The 16,113-nt window shown below is 53.7% G+C and carries 14 protein-coding genes; 8 read left to right on the forward strand and 6 right to left on the reverse strand.

Going from position 1 to position 16,113, the window contains the following annotated elements:
• Positions 1-150 precede the first annotated feature (150 nt).
• The 5 genes from QJQ48_RS15980 (at position 151) to QJQ48_RS16000 (ending at position 5,146) form a co-directional block, all read left to right on the forward strand.
• Positions 151-1,113, forward strand: coding sequence for a PrsW family intramembrane metalloprotease (locus QJQ48_RS15980; protein WP_346292238.1), 963 nt, complete (start codon positions 151-153; stop codon positions 1,111-1,113).
• A gap of 89 nt (positions 1,114-1,202) precedes the next feature.
• Positions 1,203-2,087, forward strand: a complete 885-nt coding sequence (locus tag QJQ48_RS15985) for a 4-hydroxybenzoate solanesyltransferase (protein WP_346292239.1) — start codon at positions 1,203-1,205, stop codon at positions 2,085-2,087.
• Positions 2,088-2,393: 306 nt separating this feature from the next.
• The gene (locus QJQ48_RS15990; protein WP_346292240.1) at positions 2,394-3,599 is read left to right on the forward strand and encodes a sensor histidine kinase; all 1,206 of its coding nucleotides are present in this window, start codon (positions 2,394-2,396) and stop codon (positions 3,597-3,599) included.
• A gap of 154 nt (positions 3,600-3,753) precedes the next feature.
• Positions 3,754-4,545: a prolipoprotein diacylglyceryl transferase gene (locus QJQ48_RS15995; RefSeq protein WP_346292241.1), complete on the forward strand. Its 792-nt coding sequence runs from the start codon at positions 3,754-3,756 to the stop codon at positions 4,543-4,545.
• 256 nt (positions 4,546-4,801) lie between these two features.
• Entirely contained in the window at positions 4,802-5,146 is a 345-nt protein-coding gene (locus QJQ48_RS16000) for a hypothetical protein (protein WP_346292242.1), read from the forward strand.
• Positions 5,147-5,180: 34 nt separating this feature from the next.
• Here QJQ48_RS16000 and crtH read toward each other — a convergent pair whose 3' ends face one another.
• Entirely contained in the window at positions 5,181-6,683 is a 1,503-nt protein-coding gene (gene crtH / locus QJQ48_RS16005; RefSeq protein WP_346292243.1) for a carotenoid isomerase, read from the reverse strand.
• 90 nt (positions 6,684-6,773) lie between these two features.
• Here crtH and upp point away from each other — a divergent pair, with 90 nt between their 5' ends.
• Positions 6,774-7,424 (forward strand): uracil phosphoribosyltransferase, encoded by a 651-nt coding sequence (gene upp, locus QJQ48_RS16010; protein WP_346292244.1) that lies wholly within the window; start codon positions 6,774-6,776, stop codon positions 7,422-7,424.
• A gap of 66 nt (positions 7,425-7,490) precedes the next feature.
• Positions 7,491-7,805, forward strand: a complete 315-nt coding sequence (locus QJQ48_RS16015) for a ssl2009 family thylakoid membrane protein (protein WP_346292245.1) — start codon at positions 7,491-7,493, stop codon at positions 7,803-7,805.
• Positions 7,806-7,838: 33 nt separating this feature from the next.
• On the opposite strand, the gene QJQ48_RS16020 is transcribed toward QJQ48_RS16015, so the two are convergent.
• The 4 genes from QJQ48_RS16020 to QJQ48_RS16035 form a co-directional block, all read right to left on the reverse strand.
• Complete coding sequence (locus tag QJQ48_RS16020) at positions 7,839-9,230, reverse strand: AtzE family amidohydrolase (RefSeq protein WP_428843056.1); 1,392 nt, start codon at positions 9,228-9,230, stop codon at positions 7,839-7,841.
• The gene (locus QJQ48_RS16025; protein WP_346292246.1) at positions 9,227-9,418 is read right to left on the reverse strand and encodes a DUF4089 domain-containing protein; all 192 of its coding nucleotides are present in this window, start codon (positions 9,416-9,418) and stop codon (positions 9,227-9,229) included. Before QJQ48_RS16025 ends, QJQ48_RS16020 begins: the two co-directional genes overlap by 4 nt.
• A 64-nt stretch (positions 9,419-9,482) precedes the next feature.
• Positions 9,483-11,165, reverse strand: coding sequence for a bicarbonate transporter BicA (gene bicA, locus QJQ48_RS16030; protein WP_346292247.1), 1,683 nt, complete (start codon positions 11,163-11,165; stop codon positions 9,483-9,485).
• A gap of 319 nt (positions 11,166-11,484) precedes the next feature.
• Complete coding sequence (locus QJQ48_RS16035; protein ID WP_346292248.1) at positions 11,485-12,765, reverse strand: S-layer homology domain-containing protein; 1,281 nt, start codon at positions 12,763-12,765, stop codon at positions 11,485-11,487.
• 229 nt (positions 12,766-12,994) lie between these two features.
• Between QJQ48_RS16035 and QJQ48_RS16040 the strand changes: the two genes are divergently transcribed.
• Complete coding sequence (locus QJQ48_RS16040; RefSeq protein WP_346292249.1) at positions 12,995-14,287, forward strand: molybdopterin molybdotransferase MoeA; 1,293 nt, start codon at positions 12,995-12,997, stop codon at positions 14,285-14,287.
• Here QJQ48_RS16040 and QJQ48_RS16045 read toward each other — a convergent pair.
• Entirely contained in the window at positions 14,284-15,903 is a 1,620-nt protein-coding gene (locus QJQ48_RS16045; RefSeq protein ID WP_346292250.1) for a serine/threonine-protein kinase, read from the reverse strand. The genes QJQ48_RS16040 and QJQ48_RS16045 overlap by 4 nt on opposite strands.
• Between the last annotated feature and the right edge of the window lie 210 nt (positions 15,904-16,113).

Raw genomic sequence — 16,113 nt, forward strand, 5'->3', positions numbered from 1 at the left:
GGCTCACTACAGATATCCGCTGTCACGAACTGAAACGCTAAAGCGTTATGAGTTCACGTAAAGAACACGATTTCCCCATGCTCATTTAGCGCCGCTTTCAATCAGCCACTATCCCCACCTCCCTTACCTTCCCCACCTTTCCCCCACCCAATGTCCCTGCCGCTCACCGCTCTCGCCCTTGCTATCCCTGCCTACTTTTACACTTGGCTAGTCAGGAGTATCGATCGCTTTGAGAAAGAGCCTGCCCGCTATCTGATTTCTGCTTTCTGCTGGGGGGCCGTGCCGGCAATTGTGCTGGCGCTGCGGCTGCAGATTAGCTTAGCTCTGCCGATTGAGACAATTTTAGGACAGGACTCGCTGCAGTCAGAGCTGATCCAGTCAGCAATTGGCGCTCCTGTAACGGAAGAATTTGCCAAAGCGATCGCCGTTGCCGTGCTTTACTACACCCGGCGGCATGAGTTCGACGGCTGGGTAGACGGTATGGTCTATGGGGCAATGGCAGGCTTCGGCTTTGCCTATGTGGAGAACATTTTGTACCTGGCAGGAACAAGTAGCTGGGAGGAGTGGCTTTCCCTATTTGTGTTGCGTACCATTGTTTTTGGCGGACTGCACGGCTTTTGGACCGCCATTGTTGGCATCGGCTTCGGTCTAGCTCGCTATATGCACAATCCCCTAGGCCGGGTGGTGACGGTCACGACCGGCCTGCTAACGGCAATGGCGCTGCATCTGGTGCATAACGGCGCGATCGCTCTGATTGAGGTGCGTTCCGATATTGCCATTTTGGTGGCTGTATTTAACTACGGAGCGCTGTGCTTGGCGATGCTGCTGCTGTGGTGGCTAGCGGCCCGCTGCGATCGTGCTCGCCTGCGAACACATCTGGTGGATGAAGTCCCCTGGGTACTGTCCCGGAGTTGCTACCGGGCGATCGCCAGCCCCAAGGCGTACAAACTGCTGGCGGCGATGGGCTTTTCTACTAAGCAACAGCGGCAGTTGATGCAGCTAGCAGCAGAACTGGCTCATAAAAAGCTCCAGCATCAAAAAATGGGGGATGAAAACGGCAACCGGGCTGAAATTGAGCGGCTGAGAAAAGAGCTGCGGCGCTATTGGCGCTAGCGCGCGATCGCTGGGGCTTGGAGAATTCTGCTGCCCAGATTGGCATAGTAACCCGATATTCTTAAAATATCGCCGTTATTCTACTGCTCATGGTTAGTCAGCCCTCGCCGAAAACAGAGGCCACTTGGATTACCGTTTTGCGTCTGCTGCGTTGGGATAAACCTGCAGGCCGTCTAATTCTCATGATTCCGGCGCTGTGGGCCGTTTTTTTAGCCGCCGCTGGGACACCGCCGGTCTTACTGGTCGGCGTCATCGTGCTGGGGACGTTGGCAACTAGCGCCGCTGGCTGCGTCATCAACGACCTGTGGGATCGTAACATTGACCCCAAGGTGCAGCGCACCCGCAATCGCCCCCTGGCTTCACGGGCCTTGTCCATTAAGACCGGGCTGGTCGTTGCTGTTGTCGCCTTTATCTGCGCCTTTTTTCTAGCCCGCTACCTGAATCCCCTCAGCTTCTGGCTCTGCGTCATCGCCGTTCCGGTGATTGTGCTGTATCCCTTGGCTAAGCGAGTTTTCCCGGTACCGCAGCTCGTTCTATCCGTTGCCTGGGGCTTTGCCGTACTGATTAGCTGGACAGCGGTGACAGCACGATTGGAGCTGGCAACCTGGCTGCTGTGGGGGGCAACGGTGCTGTGGACGCTGGGCTTTGACACCATCTACGCCATTCCCGATCGCACCTACGATCAGCAGCTTGGCGTTCGTTCTAGCGCTCTGTTTTTTGGGCAGCGGGCTCCCTTAGCTGTAGGTCTATGCTTTGCTGGAACGGGGCTGATGTTAGGGCTTTTGGGCTGGCATTTGGGACTAAATCTGGCATTTTGGCTAACGCTGGCGATCGCAGCAGGGCTTTGGGGCTGGCAGTATGCTCAGCTCAACCGCTATAACCCGCCCGGTCAGCTTTATGGCCGTCTTTTTCGTCAGAACGTCAGCATCGGCTTTGTGCTTTTGGCAGGCATGATTATCGGCTGTTTGCGCTGATCAGCAGAGCACTTTTTGATAGCGGGACTCGCGGAACTACAGCTAAATTTCCCTCAGCCAGCGATAGACACAATCCAACAGGATGCTGAGATTTACCAACGCAAATCTAAAGTTTTTAGAAACAGATTGCAAACTTTCTTAAAAAACTCGAAAATCATTAAGCTGGCCTTCGCCGTCAATGCCTGAGATAATCTATAGGAATCCATTGATGCCTGCTATGCCTACTGCGCGCTTCGTTGCTTTTAGTTCATCTCTCTGTCGTAAACACAATTAGTTTTCGCTGAAAGTTGTTTGTCTTTAAATCGAATGGACATTGGAAAAGTACTTGCCAATAAGTCCGAGCTGATTGTTCAAGAATGGGTCGAGGATGTTCAAAAAGACAAAATTGTCACCAGCGCTAGAAACTTAGCCTATCAATCAGTCCGTAATAGCGTTCCTCTACTGATTGAAGCACTGTCTAGTATCCTATCCCAGTCTGAAGAAAGCGAAATCTCGCTGCTGATTGAGCAGGCAATCGAGCATGGCATCCTCAGAGCACAGCAAGGATTCGATGCCGAAGAGCTGATGCGAGAATACGGCATTTTACGACAAATTATTTTTTCCAATTTAGCATCAGAGCTAAATCAGCTCGACACAACTGAGGCTATTAGAATTTTTCGCCTAATTGATCTTGCGATTGATATGGTCGTAGGTCGCTGTTTCAAAAAATATACCTCAGAAGTTTTAGACGATCTAGAACAAGTCAAAAGCCAGCTACTGCTGACCAATCAAGAATTAAGCCGTCTAGTCGCGGCGCAGCAGGACAATATTTCTCGCCTAGCCCATGAGCTAAAAAATCCTCTAAATTCAATTATTGGCTATTCAGATTTAATTATTAAACGCAATAAAATTGATCCCCAAAGCGATAATGACAATCGAGATCTAAAGCAAATTGAGCGGGTTTTGAGAAATGCGCGCAACCTGCTGCGAATTATTAACGATGCTTTAGAAATTTCTCGCTATAAGGCGGGCAAAATTAAGCTCAAAGTTTTGCCTGTCAACCTTCCCCAGCTCATCAATGGCGTTATTGATGTATTAGAGCCTTTAGCTAATGATAAGAACCTGGATTTAGTCAAAAACTACGCCTTAGACAAGACAGAAATTGTTACAGACTCACTCAGACTGCAGCAGGTCGTTACCAACTTGCTGAGCAACGGTATTCGCTATACAGAGGTCGGTAAAGTTGAGATTGTTTGCTCCACGCGGACCGACGGATTTGAAATTGCGATCGCCGATACAGGAATTGGCATTCACCCAGAAGATCAAAGTCGTATTTTTGAACCTTTTTATCAGTCTAGCTACAGCGCCCGCCTGCCCGACAGTACAGGCTTGGGGCTGACAATTGTGGCCAATATCGTAGAGCTGCTGCAGGGCAAAGTTAGCTTCACCTCTGCAGTTGGCGTAGGCACTACCTTTGTGGTTTGGCTACCAGCGGCGATTGCGGCTGAGCCAGACGAGACTCAGACTGATTAGTTTGAGGCCAAGGGCGAAGCAACTAGGGGGGAACTTGCGAGATTTTGCTACTTTGAAATAAAAATTAAGAGCGATCGCACCCAGTCGTGATCTGACTGACGGCAGCGATCGCCAAATTCCGCTTGAATAAAGACGCCGATAACTTTTTCTCCCTATGCAATTTCCCTCTCATTTCTTCAGACCTTTAATCTCAAACAGGCAGCGCGCTCTGACAGCGGCAGTTTTAAGTCTTGGGCTGTGGCTTTTAGCGCTGGGAACCCCTGCTGCGCTAGCGGCTGAACCCGTCATTGACTCTGCCGCCGAAGCCTCTCCTGCTGCCGTTGATCTCAAAAACAGCCTGCAGAACGCCGACGCAACGATCAAAGAAAAGCTAGAGTCTGCCGTTCAGGCCATCAATGCCAATTTAGAGGAAGTCACCGAAACGGCTGAAAGCGAAACCGAGATTCTCACCACCCAGGAAATTGAAGCGGCAGCCGACGACATTGAAGCTACTATCGAGTCAGCCACCAAAGCTGTGACTGAAACCTTAGAAACCGCCAGTCAGACCGCTGCAGAAAAAGCTGCCGCCCGCGACAATCAGCCCCCCGTAGCCAGTGCCGCCTCTGCCGATAAGCTAGCCGCAGACGCAATTGATACAGCTGTAGACTCCGCTAAGCAAACTTTAGAAACCACAACTCGTCAGGTTTCAGCGGATCTCGACCAGGCGGCTGAGCAGCTATCTACCCCCTCCGCCGAGGCCAGCCAGTCTGTGACAGAAACAGTTGAATCCACTAAAACAGCTGTACAAACAGCCACTGACAAAGCCATTGAGCAGCTAGAAACTGTTGCGGCTCCGTCCGAAACCGCTGTGTCTCCTGCCACTTCGCCCGCACCGTCAACAGCTACCCCTGCCGCGCCGACAGCAGAAATAGGTTGGTTACAAAAGTTGAGAAACTTCTTTCGATAGAGGCGATCGCCCTTTATTTCGGCTTTAATAAAAGGTAAGTCCTGTAACAGGAAAATCCGAAAAACTACGTTAGGATTTTGGTGATTTTCCTGTTACGGTAAAGCCGAATAGCTTGGCTAATCAGCCTAGCTTTGTCAGCATCTGACAGAGCGTAGCAGCCATTTTTTCAGAATTTACTAACAGTAAGAACTTAGAGTGCTATCGGCCATCACTTCAGCCATCCCTGTTTGTTCAGCACTTTATATAGGAGAAAGCTATGATGCGGTTTATCTCTTTTACCTGGCTCACACTGGGCCTAATCGGCCTAATCGCGGTTCCATCCGGGGCGGATGAACTACAGGGATCTGCCACCGATCTAGGGCCTCTGGAGTCCAGAACCGGGGAACTGGGTTCGGGCGGGCAGTCTTTAGAAGCAGTAGCCGATCAGATTAATCAGGCCGCCGGGGAGCCAAGCCGAGGCAGAAACTTTATTCCGGTTTCAGAAATTCTTTCTTCTCCGGCCCTGGGCGGCATTGTTGATGAAGATGCCAACGTCCCCGATGATCTAGCTGTTTACGACTCAATGGGCACGCCCTCCATCGGTTTTGGCACAGAGCTTTGATAGAGTTTTGAGGGTTGCTGGATTGAGCTGGGTTTCAAGCTTTTAGGCCCAGATCGACAGCAATCCGGTGAGCGCAAGCAAAGCCTGAAAACGCGACCGCATTGAGTCCCTGACCGGGAAAGGTACTGTCGCCTACGCAGTAGAGTCCTGGAACAGCCGTGCGGTTAAATGGCATAGCCAAGAGTCCCGGCAATCGCTTGGCGGGGATGGGGCCATAGGTACCATTCGCGCGCCCCAAAAAGCGGCGGTGGGTGCGGGGAGTCCCGACTTCCTGGTAGGCGATCGCCGTCGTCACTCCCGGCAGAATGCGCTCTAGCCGCTGAATCAGTCGGGCAGCGATCGCCGCCTTCTTAGCCTGGTACTGGTGGGGAGCCAAGCCCTGCCAAGACTTGATCCAGCTGGGCGTAAAGACATGGATAATCTGCCGCCCCGCAGGCGCTAGATCAGGATCTAGCAGCGTCGGGATGGAGACAAACACCGTTCCCGCTGCCGCTTCCATCTTTTGCCAGTCGTCCAGCAGGATATGGTGACATTCGGTATCGGCGGGCAGGATCTCAGCCTTGACGCCCAGATGCAGGCTAACGAAGCTAGGAGATTGCTGATAGCGCTGCTGCCAGGTCTGCTCTGCCGCAGGGAGGGGCCAGTCGGACAGCAGTTTTTCAAATGTGTCCCAGCGGGTAGCGTTGGAGACAATCCGCTGCGCCCGGTAAATTTTGCCAGAAGCTAGCTTGACGCCCACAGCCTGCCCTTGCTCAGTGATGATTTGGGTCACTCTGGCGCGATAGTGAATCTGGCCCCCAACAGCTTGCAGTCCTTGCGCTAGCTTTTGCGCAATCTGTCCCACGCCGCCTTTAGGATAGTTGACGCCGCCATAGTGGCGATCGCTAAATACCATACCGGCATTAATCAACGGCGTGCGATCGGCAGGCACCACTGACCAGCAGTAGCACTCCATATCAATAAATTTCAGCAATTCTGGATCTCGTAGATAGCGCCGCGCCACGCTGCCGACATTGACCGGCAGCCGCCTAGCCAACCCTAGACAGGCCAGCGGATTTTGCAGAAACACGCGGGCTACATAGCGGGGTTCTTCCAAAGACAGCAGCTCAATGGTGTTGAGACAGTGGAATACGCGCCAGCACTCATCATAAAACTGGCGAATACCGGAACGCTCAGCCGGAAAGCGATCGCCCAGTTCGGCTAAAAACTGTTCGTAGTCGCGGTGAACTTTGAGACTGAGGTTCTGGGGCAAATGGTAGTGAATCTGTACCGGGTCAGCGATAGTTTCTAGGCTCATGCCGACAGTTTTGAGCGCCCGCGTTAGCAGATTCGTCGTCCCCTGCTGCCCGAAGCCGAAAATCATCGACGCGCCCACATCAAAGCGATAGCCTTCCCGCTCAAAATATCCGGCACTGCCGCCGGGAATCAGGTAGCGCTCTAGCACTAACACCTTGGCGCCCTTGGCCGCAAGCTGCGTGGCCGTAACCAGTCCACCCAGGCCCGCCCCAACCACAATCACATCAAAATCATCGCTCAAGACACATGGCTCGCAAAAACTTCTCTCCCGAAAATACGATATAAGACCAGCGATCGCAGTATGATGGTTCAGATTTTCGCGATCTGACTTATGGCTCTCCAACTTCGGGTTTATGTGCCGCCGCACCCTTTAATCAAGCATTGGCTGGGGGTCTCTAGGGATGCCGCCACGCCCTCAGTGCTGTTTCGCAGCGCCATGACTGAGCTAGGTCGCTGGCTCACCTACGAGGCTATTCGAGAATGGCTGCCCGTGGTAGACAGCGCGGTTGAAACGCCGTTGGGTTCAAGTCCAGCCACTTTCATCAATCCGGAAGTACCCGTTGCCATTGTTCCAATTCTGAGGGCGGGGCTGGCTTTGCTGGAAGGCGCTCAAGCCTTACTGCCATTAGCCTCGGTTTATCATATTGGTTTCGTTCGCAATGAAGAAACTCTAGAACCATCCTGCTACTTAAACAAATTTCCTGCCCAGTTTGACCCCCAAGCCCGGATTTTGATTAGCGAACCGATGCTTGCTACCGGCGGTACTATGTTAGCGGCGATGGCTGAGCTAACTCAGCGCGGCGTTGATCCAGCCCTGGTACGCATCATCTCTGTGGTGGCGGCACCCCAGGCTTTGCAAAAATTAGCAGAAGCCTATCCGGCGTTAACCCTCTATACTGCCACTATAGATGAAGGACTGAATGAAAAAGGATTTATTGTGCCAGGTTTAGGCGATGCAGGCGATCGCACCTTTGGCACTTAGCCTGTTAGTCCCGCTTTTAGCGCCGGGATTTTAGTCTAGAAAACACTCGATTTTTGTATCTCTGTCATGAGCCAGCAGGACAACTACTTTACAGCCGGATTTATTACAGGGGCCTTTTTGGGCAGTCTTGTGGGCGGCGTTTTAGGGGTGGTGGTCGCTTCCCGCAGACAGCAGGCCGATACGGACGAACTGCTTTTGTCCAACAGTGGCGATAAGGCTGGGCATCAGGCTACCCCGCTCACCGAAGCTCGCATAGAAATGGCCCGTCGGGGTCTAGAAGACAAAATTGCTCAGCTCAATGAGGCCATCGACGACGTGCGCCAGCAGTTGGGTAAAGTCAACGGTCATGCCCAGCCCGAAGATATCTCTAGGGTTGATTAAATTGGGACAGCCGCACTCTGCTCGCTCCTAAAATTAGGCAGCTAGATTGGCGATTGGCGCTGCGGTGATGCCCTGCTGCTCTAGGTAGGCGGCAACCCTGAGCACTGCGGCCTCTTGGTAGGGAGCAGCGATAATTTGCACGCCAATGGGCAACGAGTTTGGCAGCGCTACGGGCACTGAGATGATGGGCAAGCCGATAAAGGAAAGGGGCTGAGTGTACAGTCCCAGATGGGGTCTAAGGGGGAATTCCTGCCCCTCAATCATCAATTTTTTTTGTTCTAAGGGCGGGGCGATGCAGGGCGTAGTGGGAGCTAAGATTACGTCTACGGTTTGAAACAGCGCCTGTACCCGGTCGCGGTACCAGCGCCGAAACCGCTGGGCCTGTAAATACCAGCTAGCCGGAATCATCGCCCCAGCGACGAAGCGATCGCGGGTAGCAGGGTCAAAGTCCATCAGGCGATCGCGTAAACGCGGCAGGTGCAAATTACTGCCTTCGCTGGCGGTGATTAGATAGGCAGCGGCCCTGGCCCTGGCTGCTTCTGGCAGGGTAATCCGCTGTCGCACATTGAGCGCCGCCGCGACTCGGTCTACAGCCGCTGCCGCTTCGGCCTGCATTCCCTGGGCAAAGTGATCGTCAGCAATGGCTATGCGGAGTGAGCCTATACCGCGATCGAGCTGGGGAACTGTCAGCTCAGGCGATCGCCCACTGCAAACCGGATCGCTCTCATCCGGCCCCTGCAGCACGTCGTAGGCAGTCGCGACATCCCGCACCGAGCGGCCAAACGGCCCGATATGATCGAGGCTGGCCGAGAACAAGTACGCTCCGGCCCGCGACAGGCGACCATAGGTTGGCTTCAGGCCATAGATACCACAAAAAGAGGCTGGCACCCGAATTGAGCCGTTGGTATCAGAACCCAGGGTCAAAGGCACAAGGCCAGCAGCTACAGCAGCGGCTGATCCGCCCGAAGATCCGCCCGACATGCGGCTGAGGTCGTGGGGATTGGGCGTAGCGCCGTAGTGGCTATTGAGGGTGACAAAGCCATAGGCGTACTCGTCCATATTCAGCGCCCCTACCAGGATCGCCCCGGCCTGCTTCAACCGGGCGATCGCGGTGGCATCCTGACTCGCAGGCAGATTCACTTGGTTGATTTTGGAACCGGCCAGCGTCACCTTGCCCTCGATATCAAACAGATTCTTAACCGCAAAAGGAACCCCCGCCAGCGGCCCCGGCGACTGCCCCATCGCGATCGCCTGATCGACCTGCCGAGCAGCGGCCAAAGCCGTTTCGGCCAGCACAGCCGTAAAGCAGTTCAGCCGCGAGTCATAACGCTCAATTTGAGTCAGAACACGGGTAATCAGCGTCTCAGCCGTAGTTGACTGGGCTTGGACGGCCTGGGCGATCGCGGTCGCATCGGCAGACATCATGGTTTAAAAATGGGAGCGGCTTCGAGATCGTCCGGCAGCGGAAACTGAATCACAGGCTGAGCGATCGCCTGAATTTGCTGAAAATTTTCAGTGACGCTGGCTTTGATATCCTCTGGAATCGGCAGGTTCAAGACCTGGGCCATCAGCGTCACATAGGCCGCCGCATCGAAACTGGAATCGTTGGACATTGCAGATAAAAATTAGAAGCTGTAGGTACTTGTATACAGCCTCAGGGCATGGCAGCGCTACTGTTTACCGGCTCACAGATTTAGCCACTTCTGCCGGACTCAACTCCTGAACAGCTGCAACCGCTCGTCTAAGCGCTTCAGTGCGATCCATCAGCAGTCGCTGAGCTGGAATATCATCAAATACGCCCATCTTCTCTAAACGCCGCTTGATTTGTCCGGCTGCGCCCACAATGAAAACATGCCGCTTTTCATCCAAAGCTTCCTGAATAGCGTTTTCAATCGCCAGGGAAGAAGTGACCCCCACATGAGGCACGTCGCTGAGATCGAGGATGAGCGCCTCGCAGTGGCTAACCGCGTTATGTTCCCGAGCGATCGCCTTAGCTACGCCAAAGATCATGGGGCCGCTGAGGTGAAAGAGGAGAACCCGACCATCGGCCTGATCCAACAGCGCTTTTTCCTCATCGTTGAGCGTAATCATGTCGTCAGCATCGGTGACAGCTTTCACTTCTTCGGCTCGCAGCTTGCTGAGCCGATCAATCGTCAGCACGTTGGCCACAAACACGCCAATGCCAACGGCGGCAATCAGGTCTATAAAGACGGTCAAGATTATGACCAAATACATAATCGCTGCCCCCTTAATCGAAATATGATGGGCGCGCTTGAGAAAGCTCCAGTCAATAATGTCAATACCGACCTTCAGGGCAATTCCGGCCAGTACCGCCATTGGGATGATCTCTGTCAGGCTGCCAGCCCCCACAATGACCACCAGCAGGATAAACGCTCGCGTTAAACCCGATAGCGCCGTCCGACCGCCCGACTGAATATTGACTACCGTTCCCATAGTGGCTCCGGCACCAGCAATGCCGCCAAACAAACCAGAGGCAATATTGCCCAAGCCCTGTCCGATTAGCTCTTTATTGGAATCGTGTTCGGTGCGCGTGAGGCTATCGGCCACAACAGAGGTCAGCAGCGCATCAATGCAGCCCAACATCCCCAAAACAGCGGCATTTACCAGCATCAGCCGCAACTGACCCAGGGTAAAGACAGGCAGATGCAGTTCGGGCAATCCCATCGGAATTTCGCCGATGCGGCGGATATCTACGTCCTGAAAGAGAAACAGAGAAACTAAGGTACCCACCACCAGGGCAATCAGCTGAGAAGGCACAAAACGCTTGACCTTAGCCGGTGTAAACAGCAGCAAGGCGACTGTCAGAACGGCCAACGAAGTTTCTGCCGGACTGATATTGCTGAGGAGAGCCGGCAGATTGACCAATGTGCCGATGACGCCACCTTCTGGACTGGCCTGTCCCAGGAAAGGCGCCGTTTGCAAAATAATCAGAATGATGCCAATACCCGACATGAAACCGGAAATAACGGTGTAGGGCATCAGGGTGACATAGCGGCCCAGCCGCAAAGCCCCTAAGGCGATCTGAAAAACTCCGGCTAGCATCACGACTGTAAAAGCCATTGCCAGTCCGTTTTCGGGATTAGAGGCCGTCAAGCTGGCAATGACGGTAGTCATGACCACGGTCATGGGGCCAGTCGGCTCTGAAATTAGCGTTGGCGTGCCGCCGAACAGAGCGGCAAAAAAGCCGACTAAAACAGCGCCCCACAGGCCGGCAGCAGCGCCTGCCCCTGAGGCGACGCCGAAAGCCAAAGCCATAGGCAGAGCAATAATGGCAGCAGTTAGACCGCCAAAGAGATCGCCCCGTAGATTTCTAAAGTTAATTCGATTCGTTATTTGCATGAGATCCACCAGCGGTTTTGATAGATTCGTAGTTATCATTCGAGCTACGAAACAGCAACCCAAGCTGATCACGACTCTCAAATTTAACTAAATCTATTCCTAAAAAATAATAGATTGACTTAAGTCAATGATAAAAAGACTATCATTGTTATTAACCAGAATCTAGGTTCACAGGTCGCGATCGCAAGTCTTTTCAGCAAATTGTGGCTAATTGCCTGACTAATATGACGATTGCTTCATCCCTTGGTAACGCCCATCAAAAAACCGCCCTTGAACCAAGGACGGCTATGAAAACTATTTAGCTCTGGTTGGGCTGCACTTACTGCACACCGCTGACATAGAAGTCAGAGATAACGCGCAAATCAAGCTGATTGGGCTGGATGACAACAACGGCGCTTTGAGAAGTCGTATTGTCATTGCCCGTGATTACCTGACCAATGATACCGCCTAGATTACGGTTGCCCAGGATACCGCCAATGATCGACTCAGCCGCCGCTGTAACCAGCGCTCCCTGCAGAGTCGTCTGGCTGACGTTTTGGGTGGCCGCAATGGGGCTAGACTCAGCCCGAATGTTGTAGGACTGGTTGCCGATGGTCAGCTGATCGGCCACATACTTAGCGGCGGTAATAGAAGATCCCTGAATGTTGACCGGCACGATTCGGCCTTGGATAGAGCTGCCAACCGGCACTAATATCTGGCCGCTGGCGTTGCGAATAGGCTCCTCAACTTCCAGAGCGATCGCTACGGTCTGTCCTGGCGCTACCACAATATCGACATTCTGATTATTAGCGTTGGGATAGCGAACATTGACGCTGGTATCGGCAGGTATCCGCAGATTAGCGTTTTGACCAGGAGGCGTTGGATTAGAGCCAGTATTGCCAGAAGGGGTGTAGCCAACAACGTAGGCAGTCGCTGTGACATCGCTGCTCAGCGCAGGTAGCTGGCCTTGGGCCACTAGAGCCTGATAGACAAAGGCAGCGACATCGGCGCGGGTCGCGACCTGCTGCGGATTGAGAAAGCGGGCTTCGGGGTAGTTGACCACTACCCGGCGCTGGGTCGCCGCCGCCACCTCATCTTGAGCGTAGTCGGGAATCTGGCCCTCATCGCCGTAGATGTCTAAAATTTGGTTCACAGCACCGTCAGCGTTGAAGCCTAGACCGTTCGCTAGAGACACCAGAACTTGCACCCTGGGGATTTCTTGACTGGGCTGAAAAGTACCGTTGGGATAGCCCGACAAAAAGCCGCTGATATAGGCATTGCGGATAGCTTCGCTGGCCCAGTAGTTGGCGGGTACGTCAGGAAAGCTGCGGGCATTGCGGGTTGCGGCCTGCTCAAAAGCTTTTTGAACAATGGCGGCAAACTGAGCACGCGTTACGGGCTGATTGGGCTTAAAAGTGCCGTCTGGAAAACCAGCAATGATATTCTCAGCCGCTAGGCGCTCAATGAAAGGACGGGCCCAGTAGTTAAAGCTCACATCTGAAAAGCTGGCCTGTTGAGCGGTCGCCGGGGCGGCCACTACAATGGGAGTAGCAGCCCCCGCCATCATGCCAACGGCTGCTAGAACAGCGCTACTTGACCGCCAATTTGCAAACTTAGACATAGAATTTTATCCTCCAAACTTACCTATAGATTTCGCAACCCTAAGATGAAACAGCTTTGCCCTAGCTGGCATTAAGACAGATAGACAAAGCAGGTAATTATTTCCTTTTTGTTTGATCTTATACAGCAGAGGGCAACCTGGCTTCCTGCTAGAGAGTGATAGCTGGAAAGTAAAAAAAGTTTCAGCCTCAACTCAAATTTTCAATAAAAATACAGACTGCTGAATCAAAATGATTTCTGTCCGTGAAGCTGAATCTCTGATTCTTGAGCAAGTACAGCCGCTCGATCCGGAGCGCGATCGCGAATTTGTGCCACTACAGGCCGCCGCTGGCCGTATTCTAGCGGCTGAGGTCGCTAGCCAGCTTGACTTTCCCCACTGGGACAACTCAGCTATGGACGGCTACGCGGTTCGCTACGACGACGTGCAGTCCTGTACGGCTGAGCAGCCAGTTAGCCTAGATGTGATCGAAGAGATTGCGGCGGGTCAGTCGCCTGAAAAATCGGTTCAGGCCGGACAGGCGGCTCGTATCCTGACGGGCGCGATGCTGCCAGCAGGGGCCGATACGATTGTGATGCAGGAGCAAACGCAGAGACAGGGCGATCGCGTCACGATTCTCAGCGCTCCAGAACCGCAGGCTTTTGTCAGGCACCGAGGCAGCTTTTACCAAGCAGGCAACCCGCTGCTAACCGCTGGCACAGTTCTCAGTGCGCCAGCAGTCGCTGTTCTAGCAGCCGCTCAATGCACTGAAATTCCGGTCTATCGCCGCCCCAAGGTCGCTATTTTATCTACTGGCAATGAGCTAGTCGATCCGCACCAGCCGCTGCAGCCGGGACAAATTGTAGACTCCAACCAGTATGCGCTTGCCGCGCTGCTGACGCTAGCCGGAGCCGAGCCGCTGAGCCTAGGAAGCGTACCCGATGACATCGCCGCCCTCAAAACGGCGATCGCCCAGGCAGTCAGTCAAGCCGACATAGTGCTCTCTTCCGGCGGCGTTTCAGTGGGTGATTATGACTATGTCGATCAGGTGCTGAAAGATTTGGGGGCAGAACTGCAGGTGCGAGCCGTGGCCGTTAAGCCGGGTAAGCCGCTGACGGTTGCCACCTTTACCCCGGCGGCTAAAGCTAAACTGCAAAGCCGCTCCACGCTGGCTGCCCCATCGCTCCAGACTTTGTATTTTGGTTTACCCGGCAATCCTGTTTCAGCCTTGGTCAGCTTTTGGCGATTCGTGGAGCCAGCCCTGCGAAAGCTGTCTGGCCTATCTGGTAGCTGGCAGCCCGTAATGACTACAGCGCGATCGCAGCATCCTCTCCGGGCTAGCGGTCAGCGCGAAACTTATCTTTGGGGGCAGCTCCAAGCTACTCCCAGCGGATTTGTGTTCTCTCTTTCCGGGGGAAGTCACAGCTCCGGCAATTTGATTAACCTGGCCCAGTCCAATGCTCTAGCCGTTGTGCCTGTCGGGCAAAGGCAGATTGAGGTCGGAGCAACTGTGTCAGTGATGATGGTCAACCGCCCGCTGAGCTAGCCCTGCAGCAGCCCCCGCTTGCCGTTGGGATAAATGGTGGCCCAGTTGGTGCGAGCCATTGCTAGCTGGTCGGAGTTGATTTGAGCGCCAGTCAGATCCGCCCCGCAAAGATTAGCCCCGCGCAGGTTAGCGTTGGTCAGGCAGGCGCCGGCCAAACAAGCCCCACGCAGATCAGCCCCTTCCAAGTTGGCGTAGTTGAAGTAGGCCCGTTCTAATCTGGCATTTTTTAGACTGGCCCGAACCAGATTGGCCCGGCCTAGATTGCCGCTCGTCAGGTCAGCGCCTTGCAGGTTAGCCCCTGGTAGCTGGGACTGGGTAAAGTTGCTGTGGCTGAGATTGACGCGGGCCAAGTTAATCCGCTCAAAGGACTGCATCGAAAAATCGCGCATTCCTTTGACGTAGTAGGTTTTGATATCGTCTGCCGACATCGGCCCCGATTTTTTCAGATGCCCTGAAGCAGAGGTCGCTGATGAGTGAGAAGCGCGATCGCTGTAGGTCCCATTAAAAGAAAGAGAGCGCCGACCCCGGCGGCCAACACCTGTCGTCCCGCTTTTCGTGGCGGAGCGTTCCCGCTGCGCGCGAATTGCCGCCGCCATGCGAGAAGTGGGGGAGGAGGGCGTTCCCTGTCGCAGCGAGCCGGAGGTGCTACCGCTGTGAGGACCCGATAGGGGGCCACTGCTGGGCTGCACCGCCATATTCTGAGCCAAACTTTCTAAATAAGGCTCTAGGTCTAAATCTCGCAGAATAGCTTCTGCTGACTGGTAGCGGTGCCGCACTGAAATATCCAGCATCTTTTCGAGTACTTGGGCAAAATGCTCACTGATATGAACCTGATCGCGCCAGAGCAGTTCGCCAGTTGCCGGATCGTAGTCGAGGTCTTTGGGAGATTTGGCCGTTAGTAAATAAACGCAGGTGACTCCAATAGCATAGATATCGCTGGCATAGACCGGGCGCATCGCCATCTGCTCTGGCGGCGCGTAGCCGGGAGTCCCAATAGCGTAGGCGGTTAGGGCCGTCTGCTCAGAACTGTCAGCCCGCACAGGGCTAACCTTGTCTTTGACCGCGCCAAAATCAATCAGAACCAGTTTTTTGTCCTGTTCGCGGCGAATTAGGTTGGCGGGCTTAATATCGCGGTGAATAATCTGATAGCTATGCACGTACTGCATCATTGGCAAAATCTCACTGAGAAACTGCCTCACGCCTGCTTCGCTAAAAGCGCCCCTAGACTTGACTTCGTACTGCAGGGTGGCGCCATTGATGAACTCTTGCACCAGGAAAAATTCTTGGTTCATCTCAAAGTAGTCCAGCAGACGCGGTAGCTGGGGATGATTGCCGATTTTGCCGAGAATTTTAGCTTCCCGCTGAAACAGCTCTCTGGCCATCTGCAGCACATGGGGCGAGTCGGCGGAAGGCTGGAGCTGCTTGATAACGCAGGCCGGACGTCCCGGCAAGACCTCGTCTTTGGCTAAGAAAGTTGCACCAAAACCACCACGGCCAAGCGCTCTCACAACGCGGTAGCGATCGCGTACTAAAAGAGGCATGCCGCAGGCTTGACACTGCATCGCTGACGCAGAATTTTTGGGCCGGGGGCAGGCTGGGTTGATGCAGTAACTCATGCAGCCTCACTTACTCAGGAATTGTACTGTCAATAGCAAAAAGCACCTAGGCACACAAACTCACTTATTTCCCAAGAAGGATTGACTATGCACCAGAAAGCTCTGTCTAATGCCAGATTACTTTAATTATTCCCTGATCCGAAGAGGGGTAAAGTGCCCCATCCCCCTAAAATCCAGTAAAGAATTTATGAAAAAAATGCTGCATCTGTA

This window comes from Sphaerothrix gracilis Ecp01 (assembly GCF_030405905.1).
Taxonomy (GTDB): Bacteria; Cyanobacteriota; Cyanobacteriia; order Phormidesmidales; family Phormidesmidaceae; genus Sphaerothrix; species Sphaerothrix gracilis.

Excerpts from the sequence above, each read along its gene's own strand:
- QJQ48_RS16035 (WP_346292248.1), bottom strand. The coding sequence starts at position 12,765 with ATGTCTAAGTTTGCAAATTGGCGGTCAAGTAGCGCTGTTCTAGCAGCC.
- QJQ48_RS16025 (WP_346292246.1), bottom strand. The coding sequence starts at position 9,418 with ATGTCCAACGATTCCAGTTTCGATGCGGCGGCCTATGTGACGCTGATG.
- bicA (WP_346292247.1), bottom strand. The coding sequence starts at position 11,165 with ATGCAAATAACGAATCGAATTAACTTTAGAAATCTACGGGGCGATCTC.
- QJQ48_RS15980 (WP_346292238.1), top strand. The coding sequence starts at position 151 with ATGTCCCTGCCGCTCACCGCTCTCGCCCTTGCTATCCCTGCCTACTTT.
- QJQ48_RS15990 (WP_346292240.1), top strand. The coding sequence starts at position 2,394 with ATGGACATTGGAAAAGTACTTGCCAATAAGTCCGAGCTGATTGTTCAA.
- QJQ48_RS16020 (WP_428843056.1), bottom strand. The coding sequence starts at position 9,230 with ATGATGTCTGCCGATGCGACCGCGATCGCCCAGGCCGTCCAAGCCCAG.
- QJQ48_RS16015 (WP_346292245.1), top strand. The coding sequence starts at position 7,491 with ATGAGCCAGCAGGACAACTACTTTACAGCCGGATTTATTACAGGGGCC.
- QJQ48_RS15985 (WP_346292239.1), top strand. The coding sequence starts at position 1,203 with ATGGTTAGTCAGCCCTCGCCGAAAACAGAGGCCACTTGGATTACCGTT.
- QJQ48_RS16000 (WP_346292242.1), top strand. The coding sequence starts at position 4,802 with ATGATGCGGTTTATCTCTTTTACCTGGCTCACACTGGGCCTAATCGGC.
- QJQ48_RS16045 (WP_346292250.1), bottom strand. The coding sequence starts at position 15,903 with ATGAGTTACTGCATCAACCCAGCCTGCCCCCGGCCCAAAAATTCTGCG.
- QJQ48_RS15995 (WP_346292241.1), top strand. The coding sequence starts at position 3,754 with ATGCAATTTCCCTCTCATTTCTTCAGACCTTTAATCTCAAACAGGCAG.
- QJQ48_RS16040 (WP_346292249.1), top strand. The coding sequence starts at position 12,995 with ATGATTTCTGTCCGTGAAGCTGAATCTCTGATTCTTGAGCAAGTACAG.
- upp (WP_346292244.1), top strand. The coding sequence starts at position 6,774 with ATGGCTCTCCAACTTCGGGTTTATGTGCCGCCGCACCCTTTAATCAAG.